Annotated in this window: 15 protein-coding genes; 4 read left to right on the forward strand and 11 right to left on the reverse strand. The window is 44.6% G+C overall.

Annotated features, from left to right (window positions below; translation table 11 throughout):
• Positions 1 to 148: 148 nt before the first annotated feature.
• The 7 genes from H9653_RS10340 to recG all read right to left on the reverse strand — a co-directional run bounded on the left by H9653_RS10340 (position 149) and on the right by recG (position 11,455).
• A complete protein-coding gene (locus H9653_RS10340; RefSeq protein ID WP_144297455.1) occupies positions 149 to 991 on the reverse strand; it encodes a sulfite exporter TauE/SafE family protein in 843 nt (280 codons plus the stop codon).
• 61 nt (positions 992 to 1,052) lie between these two features.
• Complete coding sequence (locus H9653_RS10345) at positions 1,053 to 1,544, reverse strand: flavin reductase (RefSeq protein WP_068406101.1); 492 nt, start codon at positions 1,542 to 1,544, stop codon at positions 1,053 to 1,055.
• 87 nt (positions 1,545 to 1,631) lie between these two features.
• Positions 1,632 to 2,696, reverse strand: a complete 1,065-nt coding sequence (locus H9653_RS10350; RefSeq protein WP_191692307.1) for a methionine synthase — start codon at positions 2,694 to 2,696, stop codon at positions 1,632 to 1,634.
• An 83-nt stretch (positions 2,697 to 2,779) separates the two neighbouring features.
• A complete protein-coding gene (locus H9653_RS10355; protein WP_191692308.1) occupies positions 2,780 to 3,802 on the reverse strand; it encodes a DUF1852 domain-containing protein in 1,023 nt (340 codons plus the stop codon).
• A 516-nt stretch (positions 3,803 to 4,318) separates the two neighbouring features.
• Entirely contained in the window at positions 4,319 to 7,417 is a 3,099-nt protein-coding gene (locus H9653_RS10360) for an efflux RND transporter permease subunit (protein WP_191692309.1), read from the reverse strand.
• Positions 7,414 to 8,748 carry an efflux RND transporter periplasmic adaptor subunit gene (locus H9653_RS10365; RefSeq protein ID WP_191692310.1) on the reverse strand — a complete coding sequence of 445 codons (1,335 nt, stop codon included), beginning with the start codon at positions 8,746 to 8,748 and terminating at the stop codon, positions 7,414 to 7,416. The genes H9653_RS10360 and H9653_RS10365 overlap by 4 nt, the downstream gene beginning before the upstream one ends.
• A gap of 391 nt (positions 8,749 to 9,139) precedes the next feature.
• Positions 9,140 to 11,455: an ATP-dependent DNA helicase RecG gene (gene recG / locus H9653_RS10370; protein WP_191692311.1), complete on the reverse strand. Its 2,316-nt coding sequence runs from the start codon at positions 11,453 to 11,455 to the stop codon at positions 9,140 to 9,142.
• Between the two features lie 217 nt (positions 11,456 to 11,672).
• Here recG and H9653_RS10375 point away from each other — a divergent pair, with 217 nt between their 5' ends.
• Positions 11,673 to 12,722 carry a patatin-like phospholipase family protein gene (locus H9653_RS10375; RefSeq protein ID WP_191692312.1) on the forward strand — a complete coding sequence of 350 codons (1,050 nt, stop codon included), beginning with the start codon at positions 11,673 to 11,675 and terminating at the stop codon, positions 12,720 to 12,722.
• Between the two features lie 143 nt (positions 12,723 to 12,865).
• Here H9653_RS10375 and H9653_RS10380 read toward each other — a convergent pair whose 3' ends face one another.
• Complete coding sequence (locus tag H9653_RS10380; protein ID WP_144298015.1) at positions 12,866 to 13,453, reverse strand: hypothetical protein; 588 nt, start codon at positions 13,451 to 13,453, stop codon at positions 12,866 to 12,868.
• A gap of 329 nt (positions 13,454 to 13,782) precedes the next feature.
• Here H9653_RS10380 and argA point away from each other — a divergent pair, with 329 nt between their 5' ends.
• Entirely contained in the window at positions 13,783 to 15,105 is a 1,323-nt protein-coding gene (gene argA / locus H9653_RS10385) for an amino-acid N-acetyltransferase (RefSeq protein ID WP_191692313.1), read from the forward strand.
• A gap of 140 nt (positions 15,106 to 15,245) precedes the next feature.
• On the opposite strand, the gene H9653_RS10390 is transcribed toward argA, so the two are convergent.
• Positions 15,246 to 15,977 (reverse strand): FKBP-type peptidyl-prolyl cis-trans isomerase, encoded by a 732-nt coding sequence (locus tag H9653_RS10390; protein ID WP_102077430.1) that lies wholly within the window; start codon positions 15,975 to 15,977, stop codon positions 15,246 to 15,248.
• A gap of 417 nt (positions 15,978 to 16,394) precedes the next feature.
• On the opposite strand from H9653_RS10390, the gene H9653_RS10395 reads away from it, so the two are divergent.
• On the forward strand, positions 16,395 to 18,176 hold the full coding sequence (locus tag H9653_RS10395) for a mechanosensitive ion channel (protein WP_191692314.1): 1,782 nt from the start codon (positions 16,395 to 16,397) through the stop codon (positions 18,174 to 18,176).
• Positions 18,177 to 18,433: 257 nt separating this feature from the next.
• On the opposite strand, the gene H9653_RS10400 is transcribed toward H9653_RS10395, so the two are convergent.
• Positions 18,434 to 19,729, reverse strand: coding sequence for a hypothetical protein (locus H9653_RS10400; protein ID WP_191692315.1), 1,296 nt, complete (start codon positions 19,727 to 19,729; stop codon positions 18,434 to 18,436).
• A 246-nt stretch (positions 19,730 to 19,975) separates the two neighbouring features.
• On the opposite strand from H9653_RS10400, the gene H9653_RS10405 reads away from it, so the two are divergent.
• Entirely contained in the window at positions 19,976 to 20,758 is a 783-nt protein-coding gene (locus tag H9653_RS10405; protein WP_191692316.1) for an SDR family NAD(P)-dependent oxidoreductase, read from the forward strand.
• Between the two features lie 121 nt (positions 20,759 to 20,879).
• Here the strand turns inward: H9653_RS10405 and H9653_RS10410 are convergent, their stop codons facing one another.
• Entirely contained in the window at positions 20,880 to 21,575 is a 696-nt protein-coding gene (locus H9653_RS10410; RefSeq protein WP_191692317.1) for a lysophospholipid acyltransferase family protein, read from the reverse strand.
• Between the last annotated feature and the right edge of the window lie 117 nt (positions 21,576 to 21,692).

Below are 21,692 nucleotides of genomic sequence, written 5' to 3' on the forward strand. Positions count from 1 at the left end.
TCAGAAGGGGCAGGTAGCCACATTGTAAATAGTATCAATGAGTTACAATGTGGCTTATCCCGAACTGGGGTTAATTAGCCAAAATAATATGATTAGGACGCATCCTCATTCTAAATGAAAACACGCCCTATTATATAAACATGAGTATTTAAACCAGCCCTTTATACAGAAAATAAAATCCCACCACCGTTAATAATACCGCAAAGCATTTTTTTAACAGTTCTGGCGATAGTATATGAGCGACTTTTGCGCCTAATTTTGCGGTAAAAAAGCTCATAATACTAATGCCTAAAAAGGCATAAATATGTACAAAGCCAATGGTATTAGGCACATCGACTTGCTGCTGCATGCCAAAAAACATAAACCCTAATGCACCGGCTATAGCAATCGGCAACCCGCACGCCGCTGAAGTCCCAACCGCTTTTTGCATCACCACATTATAACGCGTGAGATAAGGCACGGTTAAGCTGCCACCGCCAATACCAAAGATAGCAGAAGCGACACCAATAACGCCGCCTGCTGCTAATTGCTTAGGTTTTGAGGGTAGTACTGGATTGGCGTAGTTGGCGCTACTGACATCATTAGCGCCACTAGAATGATTAGCAACAGGTTTTTTACCGGCAAAAAACATCTTATAAGCAACCCACAGTAAAAAAACCCCAACAATCAGCTGAAGATACAACCCAGATATCTGCCCTGCGATTCCCGCGCCTAAGAAACAACCTAGCGCTAAACCTGGTGCCAGATTTTTAAACACCGGCCACATCACAGCGCCTTTTTTATTGTGTGCCATAAGCGAGCTGATAGAGGTGACAATAATAGTCGCCAATGACGTCCCTAATGCTAAATGCATAATGCTGTCAGGGCTGTAATCCATTTGGGTAAAAACGACAAACAATAAAGGCACAATAATCGTGCCACCGCCCACACCAAAAAGCCCGGCAGCAAATCCTGCTAGCGCGCCTATTATTAAAAAAATGAGTATTTCCACAGGATAGTTACTTCTCAGTTAGCTATAGTTTTAGTTAAATAACAAGGGCTTTAAAAGTAGGTTAAACGATTTCTGTTTGACCCACTTGATGGTACGAGCGATTGAAATACACCAAACTTTCATCGCTCACACCTTGTTTGATGGCGACCACGCGGCACATAAAAATACTGTGTGTGCCGACTTGTTGAATGTCATCAATTTCACAATCAAAACTGACTAGCGCATCCTCTAAAACAGGGGCACCTGTGGTTAATGTCGTCCAAGCACCGTGACAAAAACGCTCTTCTGAGCATAGTTTGGAGGCAAAGGCATTAGATATGGGTTCGTGCTGCGTACCTAAGACATTGACACTTAACGTTTTGTTTTCAAGAAAATGTTCGTGTGAGCGCGAGCTCTGATTCATACAGACAAGCAAGGTTGGCGGTGTATCGGTCACGCTACAGACCGCCGAGGCGGTAAACCCATGACAGCCAGAGTCACCTTTTGTGGTGATCACATTGACCGCTGTCGGTAATAGAGACATGGCATCTCTAAAATCAGTTGCTTCAATCATGACTTAACTCCTAAATTTTAATCTTTAAGTACATTGATAACTGAGGTCACTCATGGGTTTAAACAAGGTAAGCTTTGTTAAGAAATGCTAAACGCTAAGCTCTTTACGTACAATAGCTGCACCTGCGCTCAAGGCTTGCAATTTGCCGCGTGCAACTTGGCGAGATAACGGTGCCATGCCGCAGTTGGTCGAAGGATAAAGCTTATCTGCATCGACAAATTGCAGCGCTTTACGTAACGTATCTGCTACTTCTTCCGGTGTTTCGATATTATTGGTTGCCACATCAATGGCGCCGACCATTACCTTTTTACCGCGAATCAGTTCAATCAAATCCATCGGTACATGCGAGTTTTGACACTCCAAAGAGACGATATCAATATTTGACTGCTGCAGTTTTGGAAAGGCTTGTTCATATTGACGCCACTCTGTCCCTAAAGTTTTTTTCCAATCGGTATTGGCTTTGATACCGTAGCCGTAGCAAATATGCACCGCCGTTTCACATTTTAGACCTTCAATAGCACGCTCTAAAGTGGCAATACCCCAGTCGTTAACATCATCAAAAAACACGTTAAACGCTGGTTCATCGAATTGAATGATGTCCACACCAGCCGCTTCTAAATCTTTCGCTTCTTGATTTAAAATTTTGGCAAATTCCCAAGCCAGTTTTTCACGGCTTTTATAATGACCATCATATAAGGTATCAATCATCGTCATTGGGCCGGGCAACGCCCATTTGATAGGTTGATCGGTTTGCGAGCGTAAAAATTTGGCATCGTCAACAAACACAGCTTTTTGGCGACTTACGCTACCCACAACTGACGGAACACTTGCCTCATAACGATTGCGAATTTTAACCGTTTCACGCTTTTCGAAATCGACACCATCAAGATGTTCAATAAAGGTAGTCACAAAATGCTGACGTGTCTGCTCGCCATCACTGACGATATCAATCCCTGCCTGCAATTGCTCTTGTAATGACACCCGTAGCGCATCTTGTTTGGCTTCGAGCAGTTGCTCGCCCTCTAAAGCCCAAGGTGACCAAATTTTTTCCGGTTCAGCTAGCCAAGACGGTTTTGGCAAGCTGCCAGCGGTTGAGGTTGGTAATAATCTTTGTGTCGATAATAACTTTTGTGTTGGTAATAGCAGTGTCATAACATTTATCTTCTTATTTATTGGTATTCTCATTCCAGCTAGATTGATAGTATTTAAATTGAACGTATCTAGGTTGAAAATAGTTAGGCAGCGTACTCTTTATCCGCACATGCTTCTGCAGCGTGCTCATTCACCTCATAGCTTGCCGCCCATTCTTCAAGAATCGCTTGGTAAGGCTTGATAAACTGCTCTTGCGTAAACTTACCTTGCTTCACTGCCATTTGGCTACGCTCTTCACGGTCATAAACGATTTGCGTCAGTGAATAGTCTTGGTACTTCAAACTGGGCTGATATACCTGACCTGCCGTCGAGTTGGCATTATAGATTTCAGGACGGTAAATCTTTTGGAAGGTTTCCATAGTTGCAATCGCACTGATGAGCTCAAGGTCAGTGTAATCAGTCAGCAAGTCACCGGCAAAATAAAACGCTAAAGGCGCAACACTACCAGCAGGCATAAAATAGCGCACGGTTAAGCCCATTTTATGAAAATAATCGTCAGTTAAAGAATATTCGTCTTGTCGGTATTCAACCCCTAACACCGGATGCTGGTTAATCGTACGATGATAGGTTTTACTGGTCGATACACTTAGGCAAATCACCGGCTGTTTATTAAACTCAGCTTGATAGGTTTCTGAATTCAATAAATACTGAAACAGTTTGCCATGTAAGTCACCAAAATCTGCCGGCGGTGGCGATGACGGGTTTTTATCGAAATGCTCTAATAGGACAACGCTAAAGTCATAATCGCGTACATAAGAGGAAAAGCTATTACCAATCATACCGTCGATACGGGTATTGTCTTTATGGTCGACGATCGTGGTTTTTAGCGTTTCGATGACCGGAAAAGTATCGCCATTACCTTCAATATCTAAATCTGCTGAAATAATATCAACTTCAACAGAGTAACGGTCGGCGGTTGGGTTATCCCAATGCGCCAAAGCGTTAAAACGATTATTAATCATTCTTAGTGTTTTACGCAGATTTTCTTCACGCTGCTCACCGCGCGCCAAATTGGCAAAGTTCGTGGTCAGACGCGTGCTATCTGCCGGATGATAGTTTTCATCAAAACGAATGCTCGAGATCGAATATGTAAATTGTTTACTCATGATAATCCGCTACCCTATTCTCATTGTGTGAGATAAAACCAAATTTGTATATGAGATAAATCATACCCGAACGCGATCATGAATAAAAATGATACTATTTAAATCTAAGATGAGTTAAATTCACGTTGATAAGACAAGGTTATGGAATAGGACTTGGTAACTAGGAGCGTGGCAGAAGATTTTATGAATAATGATATTTTGAGTGATTTTTTTGCATTAGAAAATAATTAACGTGTTATATTCATATAAAAGAATGTAAGGTAGTTAATTATGGATGACAAAAAATATCTCTGGCAGGCATTATGCGTGAGCGCTCTAATTTTTATATTAACAGCCATGCTTGCGGTTAGGTTTTTAGATATGTTGTAGTCAGCATGGCTTTAATTTGGGCTATGCCTTAAGTTTAGGCAATATTCTAAAAGTCGATCGTAATCCTAGTCCTTATGATTAACAGGGTGCAAAACCCTAAATCAACTACTTTCCGTGTGGTTGATCTAGCAGCTTTACCAGCACAAATTATTTTTCAATAACGACGCTTTCCTTCTCTTTACCATGCGGTATCAACCATTTGCCAAACCATCCTGATAAGTCGTCCATCAAGGTATAAACCACGGGAATGACTACGAGGCTTAATAGGGTTGAGGTGACCAAACCACCCAGTACCGCGGCAGCCATCGGACGACGGAAGGTAGGATCGGCATCGCCCCAACCAAAGACCAATGGCAACATGCCAGCGCCCATCGCAATGGTGGTCATGATAATCGGCCGCGCACGCTTACGACAAGAATCGATAATGGCATCAAAACGCGCCAAACCTCGGCGCTGAGCAATCAATGCGTAATCGACCAACAAGATAGAGTTTTTGGTGGCGATGCCCATCAACATGATAAAACCAATCATCGATGGCATCGACAGACTGCTGTTGGTAATCACTAAGCCGACAAAAGCGCCACCGATAGACAGCGGCAGAGCCATCAAAATGGTAAATGGCTGCAATATGCGCCCAAATAATAAAATCAGCACGCCTAAGATACAGACCACACCGACAGACATCGCAATCACAAAGCCACTAAATAGCTCAGCCATATTCTCGGCTTGTCCTTGGTCAATAATAGTAATAGAGGCCGGCAGCTGCTGCATACTGGGTATGGCTTTAACTGCTTGCACCAAGTCCCCAAGCTCGCCATTGGCAGGCTGCACCGTAATACTAATCGCCCGCTCACGATCAAGGCGGCTGATTTGTGCAGGTCCGGTACCAAAGTTTAACGATGCCACCTCACCTACCCGTACGCCTTGTCCCGGTGGTAAGGCGCTTGGCACATATAAGCCTTCTAATTGACTGACATTTTGTTTGGCAACATCTGGCAGGCGCACCACGATAGGAATCTGGCGTGTATCGAGATTGAGCTTAGATAATCGCTGCTCATAATCACCAACAGTCGCCACACGTAAGGTAGTGGCGATATCTTGCGTGGTCACGCCTTTATCCGCCATCGCCAGTCTGTCTGGAGTTACCGTTAGCTCTTGACGCGGTAGACTGCGGTCACTGGTGACAGCGCCGGCACTTGGTAATGCACGAATCTCTGTCATTATTTGCTGCGCGGTTTGCTCGAGCAGTTGCGGATCGGTACTGGTCAAAGAAAAATTATAACCGGTCTCACCGCCACTCGATAAACCAACCGTAAAGCGTGCGCCGGGTACTTCTGAGAGCATGCTGCTTATCTGCCGTTCAATCTCTTGCTTAGAGGCACGCTCTGCGCGCGGAGCAAGTACGATATCTAAGCCCGCGATATTTTCAGCTTTGCCGCCTGAGCTGGCCTCCATTGCCGCTTGCGCTTCGCCTACCGAGGTAAAAATATGGCTCACTTCAGGCATGGCCAATATACGCTCACTAGCCATCGCCGCCACACGTTCGGTATCTTCTAGCGCTACATCTGGGGTTAGCTCAATCTCAACCCGCGTTTGGTCAATATCATTATCAGGAATAAAGGACGTTGGTAGTAATTTTACCAAAGCAAGTGATGCTACAAATAATATTAGCGTCGCACCCATGGTAATCCAGCGATGATGCAGCGTCCAAGAGACCACTTTTAGATACCAATCCATGAGCGCGCTTTGTTTTTCGACATGCTTTTTTTCTGGTCGCAATATATAAGCAGCCATCATCGGAGTGATAAGACGCGCGACCATTAACGACGCAAATATCGATAAGGCGGCAGTCCAACCAAATTGCCGGAAAAACTGCCCGACAATCCCGCCCATAAAAGCTGTCGGTAAAAACACTGCAATTAAGGTAAATGTGGTCGCGACAACGGCTAAACCAATCTCATCAGCTGCTTCCATCGCCGCTTCATAAGGCGTCTTGCCCATGCGCAAATGGCGGATAATGTTTTCAACTTCTACAATCGCATCATCGACCAAGACCCCGATGACCAATGACAGCGCCAATAACGAGATAATATTAAGACTAAAGCCGAATAAGTACATCCCTAAAAAAGTAGGAATAACTGACAACGGTAACGCCACAGCCGCCACAAAGGTCGCGCGGACATTGCGTAAAAATAAGAACACCACGACAACAGCAAGCAATCCGCCTTCTATTAGCATGCGTAACGACGCTTGATAATCCTCAGCGATTGGCGTAGCACGATCATAGACTTTTTCAATATCGATATTGCCGACATCGGCTGATAGCTTGGCAAGCTCGGCGTCAACCAGCTCCATCACTTCAACCTCACTGGCACCGCGCGAACGGGTGATATTAAATGCCACCACTGTTTGCCCATCAAGCTTAGCAATCGAGCTTGGGTCAGCAGCGCCATCGGTGATTTGCGCCATACGTCCAAGCGCTTGCGTACCACCCGTCGGCACCGCGACTTGTAAATTGTTTAAATCACTGGCACGTTCAACCGCACCAAGTACCCGAATGGTCTGGGTGGTCTTGCCTACTTCCGCTTCACCGCCTGAGCTGTCTTGTTGAATACCGGTGATTTGTTCTGATAACTGGGCGATAGGATATTTCAAACCGCTCAACGCAATTGGGTCGGCGGCAACGGTGATTTCACGTTGCAAACCACCGATGCGGCTAACGGTACTGACCCCTGGAATATCGGATAAACGCTTGGTGACCGTATCATCGACGAACCAAGATAAGTCCTCGACGTTCATATTGTCAGAGGCAACAGAGTAAGTGACGACGGGAAACCCGGCCGTTGAGACTTTGGTAATGATTGGATCATTGGCCGCAGCTGGCAAATCGCCACGTACCTCACCGACCGCCGAACGTACATCGTCGACTGCTTCTTGTATGTCTTTTTCTAGGACAAACTCGGTGACCATGGTCGCGGCACCCGTTTGTAGGGTGGTACGAATATACTTAACGCCCTCAATACTGGTGAGCTTATTTTCTATCTTTTTGGCAATGTCGTTTTCGAGCTGCGATGGCGCGGCACCCGGCAAAGTGACGGTGACCACCACCGCTGGCAGGTCAATATCAGGGAATTGCTGCACCTTCATTTGCATAAAACCGTAGATGCCGCCCAAGGTCAGCAGCACAAACAGTAAGATGGCAACCAAAGGATTTCTAATCGAGTAAGCTGAGACATTTAAACTCATGAGCGTGCCTGCGTGGCTGTGCTCGTACTTGCAGTGTTTGCAGCTTTACCAGTTTGGCTGCCTGATGTATCAATGGCGGTATTTAGGCCATCAACCACACGTACCAAGTCGCCGTCGTTTAAAAAGCTACCGCCCTGCTTTACAAGTCGGCTGTCTGCTGATAGTGTCTCCGTTAGTGCCACATTATCACCAAAGCGCTCACCCAAAGTTACGCGTTGTTGCTTGATACGGCCAATGTTTTGACCGTCTTGGCTCTTAATATTAGTCACTAGCATCACATAATCATAGCCGTCATTACTGACGATAGCGCTATTGGGCACCTTTTGCGCGCTGGTACTACCCAATAAAAACTCGCCCGTTTGGTACATGCCCGCGCGTACTTTTGAGTTTGGCACAAGGCTAGCATAAATGGTGATTTGGCGATTATCATCAGCCGTTGGCGCAATACGATTAACCTTACCCATAACCGAATCGCCGGCTGGCAAGCTGACGCGCACTGGCGTACCGACACTCACTTCGCCTAGCAGCTTAGGATCGATATCCGCACGCCACTCTAAAATACCGCCTTTAATAATGGTAAATAATGGCTCACCACCAGCAACCATACCGACTTCCGCCATTTTTTCACTGATGACACCGCTGACCGGCGCAACCACGTTGGCGTTTTTCACACTCAAGCGTTGGGTACTAAGACGCGCTTTCGACGCTTGCAAGGCCGCCTCTGCCTGTAGCTTTGAGGTACGATAGCGATCCGCTTCTTGCCTACTAATGGCATCAATCTCAATCAGCGGTAGGACACGAGCGGCATCGGCAGTTGCATTGGCAAGCGTTGCTTCGGCTTCGGCAACATCGGCTTCCGCCTGCAAGACTTGCTGCTGCATGGCATCGGTATCAAATATCGCCAGGACTTGCCCCGCTTTGACCCGATCGCCTTCTTCAACCAACACCTGCTCGATAGCCACACCATTTACTTTAGGGCTGACATTGGCGACATCTTTGGCGTTAATAGTGCCGTCAGCGCTTAAGGTATTGCCAATACTGTCTTGGCTTGGCGTTACCGTTTCGACCGAAAGCACTGCCTGTTGATTGCTGCTCTCTTTTGGGTCAGCATTTGCGCTTTGTGCCTTGTTAGCCGCTGATGAATCAATACTCGCATCTTTATCGCCGCCCCAATACTTACCGACCAAAACCCCAATCACAAGGACTACGGCTAATACTGGCAATAACCACCAAGGATATTTCGATGATGATTTGGGCGCACGTGCATCCGCTTGGCGGTAAGGTGGTAGCTCTGGTTCAACTGGTCGCTGGTTGTCTTCAACATCGCTCATGATAACTCTCTGTCAATACAGGCAATTAGAAAGGGTATAAAGTTAGAAAATTATAGCTAAAAAAGGGGCTATTTATGATTACAATAGTCTATAAATTTATTGAGGATAGCATATATTAAGTCATCATCTTATTTTTATATATCGTGTTTTAGCTTCGTAAGTCTGCTTCTATTAATAAAGGATGGGCGTAAAACTGACCAAACGAAACGGATAAAAATTACAAATAATCAGAACATCTCGTTAATGAACTTAAATAGGCTGGTATTACCTTCTAACTTCTAGATAGCCTATAAAACCCATAAGAAAAAGCCATTATCTTTAAAAAAATAATGGCTTTTTTAGGAGAGTTGATGACAGAGAATTGGCTCAGTTACTAAGCAAGCGTTAATTATTAAGCATTGGTATAGCGACTGGCTTCTGGCATCCAGCGATGGATAAGTTGGCTGACGTCCGCTTTACGTGTTGGGTCAGAGATAAGATGTTTCGCTAGGCGCTGCGCAATGGCAAATAGTTGCTCATCGCGGATAAGGTCGGCCAAATAATAGCCAACGTTACCGGTTTGACGTTTGCCCAACAGCTCACCGGGGCCGCGTAGCTCTAAGTCTTTTTGCGCAATCACAAAACCGTCGGTGCTGTCACGCAGCACATTTAAGCGCTCCGTACCCGTCTCCGACAGCGGCTTTTGGTATAACAATACGCAGAAGCTTTTGGTCGAACCACGCCCAACCCGCCCGCGCAACTGATGTAGTTGTGATAATCCCAAACGTTCAGCATTCTCAATCACCATGAGTGAGGCATTAGGTACATCAACCCCAACTTCGATAACCGTTGTGGCAATCAATAAATCAAGATTGCCCGCTTTAAACTCTTGCATGATGGCTTGCTTGTCAGCAGACTTCATTTTGCCATGTACCAAGCCAATGCGAATATCTAAGCGCTCATTTAAGTCTTCATAAGTCGCTTCTGCTGCTTGCGCATCAAGCACGCTTGATTCTTCTACCAATGAGCAGACCCAATACGCCTGCCTACCTGCTTCACAATTCACTGCAATACGCTCAATGACTTCGTCGCGGCGGTTACGGTCAATCGTCACCGTGGTAATTGGCGTACGCCCCGGAGGCAGCTCATCAATGATGGACGTATCCATATCGCCATACACACTCATCGCCAGCGTCCGCGGTATCGGGGTTGCCGTCATAATCAGCTGATGCGGAGTACTATTGGCCACGCCCTTATTGGTCAAGGCCATTCGCTGCTCAACGCCAAAGCGGTGCTGTTCATCAATAATGACCAAGCCCAATTTGGCAAATTTCACCTGCTCTTGGAATAAGGCATGCGTACCAACTACCACTTGCACCGTATTTTCTGCTACCGCTTCTAACGCTTCGCGGCGCTGCTTGGCGGTTTGCTTACCAGCCAGCCAGCCAACGCCGATACCCAATGGCTCAAACCAGTTTTTAAAATTGACCAAATGCTGCTCTGCTAAGATTTCTGTTGGTGCCATGACCGCAACCTGCCAGCCACTATCGAGTGCATAGCCCGCCGCGCCTGCAGCGACCAAGGTTTTGCCTGCGCCAACATCTCCTTGTACCAGTCGGAGCATCGGAATAGAAGTCGCCATATCTGCGGTGATGTCTTTCATGACGCGTTGCTGCGCGCCAGTTAAATCAAACGGCAATGCGGCAAATAGCTTATCGGCAAGCGGGCTACTCATCGTACATTTAGGCGCTTTATGCTGATGCAATTGCTGACGGCGATATAATAGGCTCAGTTGATGCGCGGTTAATTCTTCAATGATTAAACGCTGACAGGCAGCATGAGTGCGGGCGCTTAGTTGCGTAAGCAGCTGATATTGTCGTCCTGCATCGGTATAAGTCGGCGGCGTATGCAGCAATACCAAGGCTTCAAATATCGTTAGGTTATAAACGTTTTGATTAGCCGTGTCATTAACTGCAGTTGTGTTGCCAATATTGCTTATTGAATTGTCAGGCACACGACGCGCAAGGGTTGAGAATATATCGTCTGGAAAATCATCTTCTGCCATTGCCAATTTAGCAGGCTCAAAAGGTGCTAACGGTAAATCAGCGACCACAGCAAAGTCAGCAGGCGTAAACAAGGTCATCGGTAGACCTTGGGTGCGCACCGTTTGCAGCGCAAGCTTAATTAGCGTACGCAGCTTATTTTGATGTAAGCCTTTAACACTCGGATAAATCGGCTGTAACCCTGTATTGACGATGGCTTCATTGCTACTGATCACTTGGTATTCAGGATGATGTATCTGCTTACCGTAACGACTGACCTTTACTTCGCCAAATAATTGTAGCTGCGTGCCAATACTCATCGTTTGCGCAAGGCCGCGATACACTTTAAAGAAACGCAGCGATATCGTGCCAGTATCATCATCAACCACCACGGTCATACCACTGCGCTTGGTATCGACATGCACCACCCGCCCTGTAATCAAGGCGGCTTGCCCATGCGCCACATCGGCTATCGATACCAATCGGCTACGATCTTCATAATCACGCGGTAGATGCAACAGCAAATCAAAAATGCGCTCGATACCTAACTGGGACAGTTGCTCCGCCACCTTTGGCCCCACGCCCGCCAGTGCCGTCACCGGCATATCAAGCGCGGAAACGGGCATCTCAGGCCTTATAGCGTCTGCTGAGTTCAAGGTAGGAGTGCGGCTAACCGATGTGGGCATCAATAATCCTAATGATGGTTATGATTTAACGTATATTTGGTCTTATAAAAGCTATAATCATCAACCTCTATAAAAATGCAGTCAGAGTGATTATAACTGACAAGCGACTTGCCTATGCTAAGCTATTTAACGATATGGCGTCTAGCTGATTTCTAAGTAAGCGACTGATGAATGGCTTATCGTATACCTCTTTATTGCTCTATGGTGATTTTCGCATATGTTTTTATCTACTCATTATAATGGCTATCGTCATTTAGCACGCTTGCTGCGATTTAGTATGCTTGGCATATTGGGCGTGTTTATTAGTGCTTGCCAAAGTTTACCATCAGTTACTAAAACCGTCGCACCTATAGAAAAACAGCCAAAGGTCGCCTTAGTCTTAGGCGGGGGCGGTGCCAAGGGCTTTGCCCATATTGGCGTCATTAAAGCCTTAGAAGAAAACGGTATCACGCCAACACTAGTGGTCGGTACCAGTGTCGGCAGTCTGATTGGCAGCTTATATGCCAGTGGTTATAACGCCAAACAGCTTGAGCGCTTAGCGTTAAATACTTCTGACAGTGAACTAACAGATTTCACCTTATCAAACCAAGGCTTTATTGAAGGTATTAAACTTAAAAACTTTATTAATGCAAAAGTTAGCGGACGCGCTATAGAAAACTTTCCAATATCTTTTGCCGCCGTCGCTGCCGAAAAATATACGCTAAAAAAGGCCGTTTTTAGCAGCGGCGATGCCGGACTTGCAGTACAAGCATCATGCAGCGTACCCAATATTTTTATCGCGCCGCGCATTCCTGAAAAGATTGGTAAAAAATATGTTGATGGTGGCGTGGTCAGCTTAGTACCAGTCGACACCGCCCGTGATTTAGGGGCCGATATTATCATCGCCGTTGATGTGACAGCGGCGAATGCTAATAGTCCTGCTAATAACAAGATACCGACTATCAATTCATTAAGTAGTTTTTGGGGTTTTCTTGAAAGCAATATCGTCACCAATTTTTCTAACGCAACCAATGTTACGAGTGTTAGCCAAGCAAGCACCAAGCGTTCGACAGCAATGCGCCGTGAACGTGAGCGCGCTGATATTATTATTATCCCCGATATCGGTCATATTAGCTCGCTAGATACCAGCCAACGACGCGCGCTAATGACAGCTGGTATGCAAGCCACCACCCCGCAGATTGCGGCCATTAAGCAACTTATGAAAGACAAAGCCCAGCAAGAAAAAGGTCTTGTAGAAAAGCTGCCAAGTAAATATGCCACGCTTTAATTTCAAAAGCACCTTCAGCTGGTAAAAGCCATTTTACCAAATCTGAGTTAGTAAGTTGTTTATAAAAAAAGCACCACAGCCTAGACCTTAGACTGTGGTGCTTTTCGATTCGGCAGGCATTAGATAAATATCAAAAAGCAGACTTATTTAACGCGTGCACGATATTTAACCACGACGGTATCATTCAAACCAACGCCTTCTAAATCCCAACGTACCGCTTTATAGTATTTTAACGGAATTTCTTGCAATTGATTATCAACCTTACCGCGTAATGGCATACGGGCAAAGGTGTTGCCGTCAGCACTACCATAAGGGAAGTCAGGAGAAACGGCACGTAGCAATTCTACTTGCTCAGGAATACTCATAGTGACGGTCATTTTACGTACGCGATCAGCATTGGTATTGGTAAAGTAGCCTTGATATTCTAAGACATTCCCTGACTGCAGGCGCGTATTGGCATTGACTGGAACCAGTACTTCCTGACCATTTGCATCAACACTAATCAATGAGGCGGTGATTTTACTATTGACCGCTTGCGCCGTTGAAGTGCTGACTGGGTTGGCATTCGACTGGATTGCCACTGAATTATCAACGGCTTGCTCTGGCGTTGGCAACATTGCTGAAGCCTGCGTCACTGCCATCACGCCAACGAGCGTACCAGCGACAACATGAAATAAGCGGTGGCCGCTCCACGCACTGAATGGGTTTGCAAAATGGTTACTTTTCTTCATGACATTCATTATCCCTAGTTAATGTATCGGTAAAACAGTATAGCGGTAAAACAATTTGTTAATAAAGCGTCGGTCAACAACATGGTTATTTTTATCAATTATCTGCGTAAGCTGGTGCTAAAGCAATAGCGCTTAGCATAACAAAAAGCGTTTGGCGGTACACCAATCCCGTGTTGAGGTTGTGTATATCATCTATTTGCTACCAAGATTCATTAAAGTGGCTAAAATAAAAGATAGCTCATAACGGTGTTTTTTGCTATGGTAATTCATTAGCGACACGCTTTTGCTGTCACGCTCTTTTTCTTATTCTAACAACTATTGCACCCATTATGACTACTAGCGCCATGCCACAAATTAATCCTGAATACGTACACTGGTTCCGCAACTCTGCCCCTTACATTAACACCCATCGCGGTAAGACTTTCGTGATTATGTTTGGCGGTGAGGCGGTCAATCATCCCAATTTCAGTACCTTGATTCATGACTTTGCTTTATTGCATAGCTTGGGTATCAAACTGGTACTGGTACACGGCGCGCGACCGCAAATCGAAAAAAACCTCAAAGATGCGCAGATTACTTCTCCCTTACATAAAGATATTCGCGTGACCCCGCGTGTTGCTATGCCGGCTATCTTACAAGCGGTTGGTGCAATTCGTTTACAAATCGAAGCCCAACTGTCGATGGGCTTAGCAAACTCACCCATGTACGGCTCGCGTATTGACGCGGTTTCGGGCAACTTTGTCACCGCCCGTCCTTATGGAATACGTGACGGCGTTGATTATCAGATGACTGGTGAGGTGCGCTCAATCGATGTCGAAGCCATTAAAAATAACCTGTTACATGACCATATTGTGATTTTAGGCTCGATGGGTTATTCAGCAACGGGTGAAGTTTTCAACTTATTGGCGGAAGATGTAGCGCTTAGTGCGGCTGTGGCGCTCGGTGCTGATAAGCTGATATTCTTAGGCGAAGAAGCCGGCATCAATCATGACGACCGCTTGTTGCGTGAGATGATTCCAAATGAAGTCGACCGCTTTTTACGCGATCGTGATTTAAATTGCGAGATTAATTACTTCTTAAGCTGTGCTAGCAATGCTTGCCGTCAAGGCGTACATCGCACCCATATCATCTCTTATGCCAAAGATGGCGCGTTACTCGAAGAGCTATTTACCCGTGATGGTTCTGGCACCTTGATTAGCCATGACCCGTATGAAGAGATTCGCCGTGCTGATATTGACGATGTGGTTGGACTGCTTGAGCTACTAACCCCGCTAGAACAACAAGGTATCTTAGTCAGCCGCTCGCGCGAGCGCTTAGAACAAGAAATTGACCACTATAGCGTCATTGAGCGTGATGGTATGATTTTGGGTTGTGCCGCGCTTTATCCACTGGATGCAGATTCAGCGGAAGTGGCTTGTGTGGCGGTGCATCCTGAATATCGTAGTGGCAGCCGCGGTGCTGACCTGCTGGCGTTTTTGGAGCAACAAGCGCGCAGCCATGGTTTACATAAGTTGTTCGTCCTGACCACTCGTACTGCACATTGGTTTGTCGAGCAAGGTTTTGCGGAAGTTGATGCTGCCGCTTTACCGGAGGCGCGCCGTGAAAAATATAATAACGGTCGCAATTCTAAAGTCTTCCAAAAAACACTTTAATTTAAAAACACTATAAGTAATTAGCGATTAATCATCGACTGGCCGAATTAGCGTACAGCAAAAAGCCCTCATACACTATGAGGGCTTTTTTATTGTTTTTAACCTCTTTAAACTAAAGGGGTAAAAAAACTAATAACGCCTTATTTTACTTTTAATAGCTCAACGGTAAAGATAAGCGTGCTGTTAGGCTCGATACCAGCATTACCTGCTTCGCCATAAGCGATATCAGATGGAATATAAAATTCGTATTTGCCACCCTCTTTCATCAACTGTAGGCCTTCTGTCCAGCCAGCGATGACTTGGTTAAGTGGGAATTCAATTGGCTCACCGCGCTCATAAGAGCTGTCAAATACTGTACCATCAATCAACTTACCTTCGTAGTTGACTTCGACCACGTCAGTCGCTTTTGGCGACTTGCCAGTACCAGCGGTCAATACTTTATATTGTAAGCCAGAAGCGGTGGTTTTCACGCCTTCTTTTTTACCATTTTCTGCTAAGAATGCCGCACCTTTGGTTTTGTTATCTTCAGCTTTGCCTTCCATCTCTTTGACGAACTTTTCTTCTTGTTCTTTTTGATAAGTCATCAACACTTCTTGCATTTGCTCTTGCGTCAATGCTGAGTCCTTACCTTCGTAGCCATCGCGGAAGCCTTTTTCAAAGGTATCAAGGTTCAGATCGCCGACCGCTTCTTTATTACCTTCTGCCATCATATAACCCAAGCTGTAACCCACTTTTTCATTGGCTGGGCTTTTTTCAGTCACTGAAACGCTTTTGCTGGCGCTTTCTTTATTGCCATTACTAGCATTACAGCCGGTAACTAATAACATCGCACTAGCAAGGGCACTAATGCTTAAGGTAGTAATTTTTTTCATAGAATACTCTCAAATTGTAAGGATAGTGGCGAGATGTCACATTCTTCTATCATAGCAAATCTTAGTTTTAGGAGCTACGATTCCCTTGAAATTATCGGTCAAATGTACAGTCTGTGTTAATATTTGCCGCCAAATTAACAACTTATCACACAACTATAGTAAGCCGTTAAGCTTTCTGTCTTTAAATACCGCATTACATCAGCTAAGCTAAATTGGTTAAGGTAAGAAGTAACAGAACGTAGATTTTGTTAACAATCTGCACAGAATGTTGGCTCGGGTCTTATAAAAAAACACTTCTTGAATAATATCAATTAAAAATATTAATAATTAGGTATGGGTTCGTTACCAATAATCAGGCTTATATTGTAGAGCAGAGATTATTTGATAAGGAATGCATGATCATTAAAGGAGGACAGGATGAATCCAATGTATACATCGTTCAACGGTTATCTGGGTGGCCCTATTGGTTCCATCATCGGCGCTATTTTAATTTTTATCATTGGTTGGCTTGTGGCACTGGGTATCGCTGCCCTTGTACGTGGTGTGTTGTCAAAAGTAAATCTTAACCAACGCATGAATTCTTCAACCGGTAAAAGCTACGATTTAGAAGGCATTATCTCAAAAATCGTCTTTTGGTTTATTTTCATCATTGCGATTTCAGGCGCGCTAAGTCAGCTGAATCTAAATTCTATCTCAGCGCCATTCGCTAATATGGTCAATCAAGTCTTGACCTTTATTCCAAACCTTATCGCCGCGATTGCTGTTGGTGTGATTGGTTGGGTCATTGCGACCGTTGCGCGTACTGCCATTAACGCAGCATTAGCAAAAACATCAATGGATGAGCGTTTAAGTGCCAAGGCAGGCGTAAAACCAATGAGCAGCACCATTGCTGATATGGTTTACTGGTTCATCCTTTTGGTTGTATTGACCATGGTACTTGGTCAGTTAGAGCTTGATGGTTTATTTGCGCCATTGACCAATATGGTTGATAAAATCTTTAGCTTTATTCCTAATATTCTTATTGCTGGTGTGGTCTTCGTGGTGGGTTATATCATCGCCAAAGTCGTACGCGGCATTGTCACCAACTTAGTTTCTACTTTCGATGTACAGAAGCTTGCATCAAAAGCAGGTCTAAGTGAACAAAACAGCTTGCCTAATATTGCAGGTTCATTAGCGTTTTTAGTGGTTATCATCCCAACGATTATTGCCGCTTTAAATGCGCTAAAAATCGATGTGATTGCGCGCCCTGCAACCAACATGCTGAACAAAATCATGGAAGCATTGCCAAATATCTTTATGGCAGCAGCGATTTTAATCGTGACCTTCTATGTGGTACGTATGGTCGCTAACATCATCAAAGGTTTGATCGAAAACACTCAAATCAACCAATTACCTGCGAAAGTTGGTCTGCAAGAAACCATGGGTGATAAGAAGATTTCTGACTTGGTTAGTTATGCTATTATCTTCTTTGCCATGCTATTTGCTGCGATTGCCGCCGCTGATCTATTAGGTTTCGAGCCTATCTCAGCCATCATCGCTATGTTTATTGCTTTTGGTGCCAATATTATTTTGGGCGCAATCATTCTGTTCATTGGTTTTTGGCTTGCCAATATCATCGCTGGTGTCGTTGAGCGCTCTGAACAAGGTTCACAGTTCTTAGCAAACATCGTACGTGTCTTAATCATGGGCCTAGTACTGGCGATGGGTTTAAAAGCGATGGGTATCGCTGATTCTATCGTTAACTTAGCATTCGGTCTAACTTTAGGTGCGGTTGCGGTTGCATTTGCCCTATCATTTGGTCTTGGCGGTCAAGAAGCAGCTGCTCGCTTCCTACGTAAAATGCAAGATAAGATGGACAGAGAACGTGACGAAGAAAAAGCGAAATCTGCTCTGACGCCAAACTCATCGACGCAAGATAAAGTTGCCGCGTCAGTGCGTGAGAATACGCCAACGGCTAAGCCTGCGACTACGTCAACTCCTGATATTCATACCGATATCGTTGATACAACACGAGTGAATACAGACACGATCAATACTTCTGACATCAACAATACTGCCAATACTAACGTAAACAATCCTAGTGTAAACAATGCAGGTGTAAACAACAACGTTAATGATGGTAGTATCACTGATGATGATATTGCTAACAATAACATCCTGCCTGGTAGCGGTTTATACGACGATACCAATAATAAATAAGCAGTGATTATATTTTAAGTACAAAAAAGACAGCCTAGGCTGTCTTTTTTTATACGCGTTTATAAATATTTCTAACGAGGTATAGTGAGTGAAAAGCAATATCGATACATCATTCACTGCTGATATTAATTTTTCTTGCTTGCTGTGCCTGCGCAGACAGAGGCTACAAAAAATTGATATCAGCAATACCTTAGCGTTTTTAGGATATTTTAACTATAGCTAGAACAAAGCGCATTTTATGTTTGGTTCTGCTCCCACTATCGGTTTAGATTTTGCTGTTGCAGCTGCTGTATTTGTTTGGTCAGCTGGCGCTCGCGTTGGCTCATGGCAGCAACTGGCTGTATCCATAAATCAATATCGATAAAGGTCTCATTCGCCTCATCAATGAAATCTATACCGAGTACAATCACGTGATGCAGCTCCGCTATCGGTAAGCGCGTGGCCACATCCAAAGCGATTTTCGCAAGGTTTGGCTGTATGGTTTGTTTACTATGTTGCCCTTTGACATCTTGCCCATAAAATATCAGCATATAATGCCGACCTAAAGACTCATAAGAATGATGATGGACGACATAGCCTTGTTCTCGTAATTGCTGTTGTTGTTTGGGATGTTTATACAAGGTACCAATCAGCTCATGCCGTGAAAACAAAGACTCATCGAGTATTTGCTGCTGCCAATATGCAAGATTTATTGCCGAGAAATCTTGCTTATTCTTTTTTTGCCCATTATCGCTATACCGCTTTAACATTTGGCTAATCATTTGCGACCATAACACAGCCGCTTGCGCCATACGCTGCTGATACATTTGGCTGGTGGTACTCTGACTTTTTTGCGCTAGTGCCATCGCAATCAAGGCGGAATTTGGCTTATCTTGCATCTTATATTTAATCAGCGCGTTGTCTATAGCGATAGCTTGCGCAAATACGGCAGGGTTATTTAGGAAATCAGCAATCATCGCCTCTTCAGACTTAAGACTATCTATACGGCTATTATCAGTATGTTGCCACTGCCCTAAACGATATTGTAAAAATCGCCATAGCTCGCATGGCGTATGTAATGCCCTTAATATCAATTGCCAATCATGCCAGCCAAACAGCTGCAATGGCAGTTCGCTTGCATGTATTTCTGAACTTAAACTGTCTATAAACGCATTGCTAATAAGGTTATTTTTTACACGTTTACTTGTGTTCTGATAAATGTTTCTAAATTGAATATCAAAAACCGCAGCATAGGTCGTCGCTTCTATCTTATCTTTGTACCTAGTTAAATAGTCGTTGCGCCATGCCGCAAGCGATTCAATAGCCGTTTTACGTACGTTTTCAATATGTCCTGCGACAATATCTTCAGGTAAATAAATGCTTAGATTTAATAGCTGCAACTGACCTAGGGGCAATTGATAGTCATATTTTTGCGCCTTATATTGGCCGTTATAACTAGTAACAAGCGCTTGAATAGTAGGCAGTTCAATCTCTAATACTTCAGATTGCAGGTAACAGGCTAACTCATCGCCAAGATAACCTTCATCAGATATCACCGTAGTCAAATTGGACACAGCCGCAACCTTTTCTTATTAAATAAATATAGCAATTTATACCTTGTCATAACTTTTAGCGATAAATTGAACAACATAAACGCCATTATACCTAGTCGCATTCATCGCAGTGAGTTGTTATGATGACATAAAAGCTAGCAGCTTTGCACCGCGTTTACTGGGCTATAAATTGCCACAGCACTTATGGGCTTGCTTAATATTTTCATTTATATAATAACACTCGTATGATAACAAGGACTGAACATCATGAAACGCTTTAAAGAAAAAACCGTCATCGTCACAGGCGCAGGCTCTGGTATCGGCCGCGCAACCGCCATTCGTTTTGCTCAAGAAGGCGCCAATGTGGTGTTAGTTGGACGCACCGCTGCCACCCTAGAGGAAACGGCAAAAGCGTTCCCACAAGATCGTACTTGGATTCATACTGATAATTTTTTGACCGTCGTCTGTGATATCAGCGTAGAGGCTCAAGTACAAGAAATGATGAAAAGAGTCGTCGATAAATTTGGCAAAATTGATGTCTTAGTAAACAATGCCGGCAAAGCCATGCAAGGGAAAATCACTGAGCTGTCTTCTGAAGATTGGAAATTGGCGATTGATGTCAATTTAAATGGCACTTTTTATGTCTGTCAGGCTGCCATGCCGCACTTGATTGCGAGTAAAGGCAATATTATCAATGTCTCGTCGCTGTCTGGCGTCGGTGGCGACTGGAATATGGCGGCTTATAATGCGGCCAAAGCCGGTATCAGCAACCTAACGCGTACGCTCGCGCTAGACCACGGCGCTGATGGCGTGCGCGTCAACGCTGTCAATCCAAGCGTGACAGCAACCGAGATGACTACCGCTATTCAAGATAACGACAGCAAAACTGATAAATTCTTAGACCGCTGCCCACTTAAGCGGATGGCGAAACCAGAAGATATTGCCGCTACCATTACTTTTTTAGCCAGTGACGACGCCGCGATGATTACCGGTGTTAATTTGCCCGTTGATGGCGGAGTCAGTGCTTCTAATGGGCAGCCGCATTTTTAGTAGCCAATCACCGACTAGAACCACTTAATAGCAAACTTAAATGTTTAACATTAAAAAAGCCTCTGATAGTTGGGCTATCAGAGGCTTTTGGTTGCAATCGTTATTAAAAATCACAAAAGCGTTACTCAGCTAAATGATTGATATCCTGTAGCGGCTGCGATAATCGCTCAGGATAACGCGGTACAACGCCGCGATACTGCGCATATATTTTTGGCAAATCGACGTCGATATCTCCTGTCGGATAGACGAGCGACATAAAGCGTATTTCTTTGGTTTTATAGTCCATCGCTACGGGTAAAATCGGCACGCCGGCACCTAATGCCAAATAATAAAAGCCAGTCTTCCAGTCTTTGGTATATTGGCGTGTACCTTCTGGCGCTAAGCCTAAAAATAGCGGTTTGCCAGTTTTAAATTTATCAATACTCGCCTGCAGCACCGAGCCTTTATTACCACGGTCAATAGGAATGACGCCAATCCACTTTAACAGCTGTGCAAACACCGGCACTTTAAATAGCGTATGTTTGCCCATGATGCTGATTTTTAAATCTAGGGCAAATAAGCTTGGTATCGCATAAATACCATCAACGTTGGAGGTATGCGGCAGCGCCAAAACCACCGCCTGCGGGATATTTGGAATCTCGCCAACGGTACGCCAACCTACTGCTTTTAACAATGCCGAGCCAATCTTTGGCGCAAACTTATTACCACGTTTTGGTACTAAATCACCTAACTGCTTTTTGCTCAAACTTGGTAGTACTTTTGAGCGCGTAGGTTTAGAAGCAGCCGCTTTAGAACGCTTAAAAAATTTTGATGTCATGACGGCACCATATAGTAAAAGATACCTCTATAATACCATTAAGCGTCTGCTACTAGATTGAATTTTATAGGCTTTTATCACCTACGAGCTCAATTTTTTATCTACTTATATATATCG

It is taken from the genome of Psychrobacter communis (assembly GCF_014836505.1).
Taxonomy (GTDB): Bacteria; Pseudomonadota; Gammaproteobacteria; order Pseudomonadales; family Moraxellaceae; genus Psychrobacter; species Psychrobacter faecalis.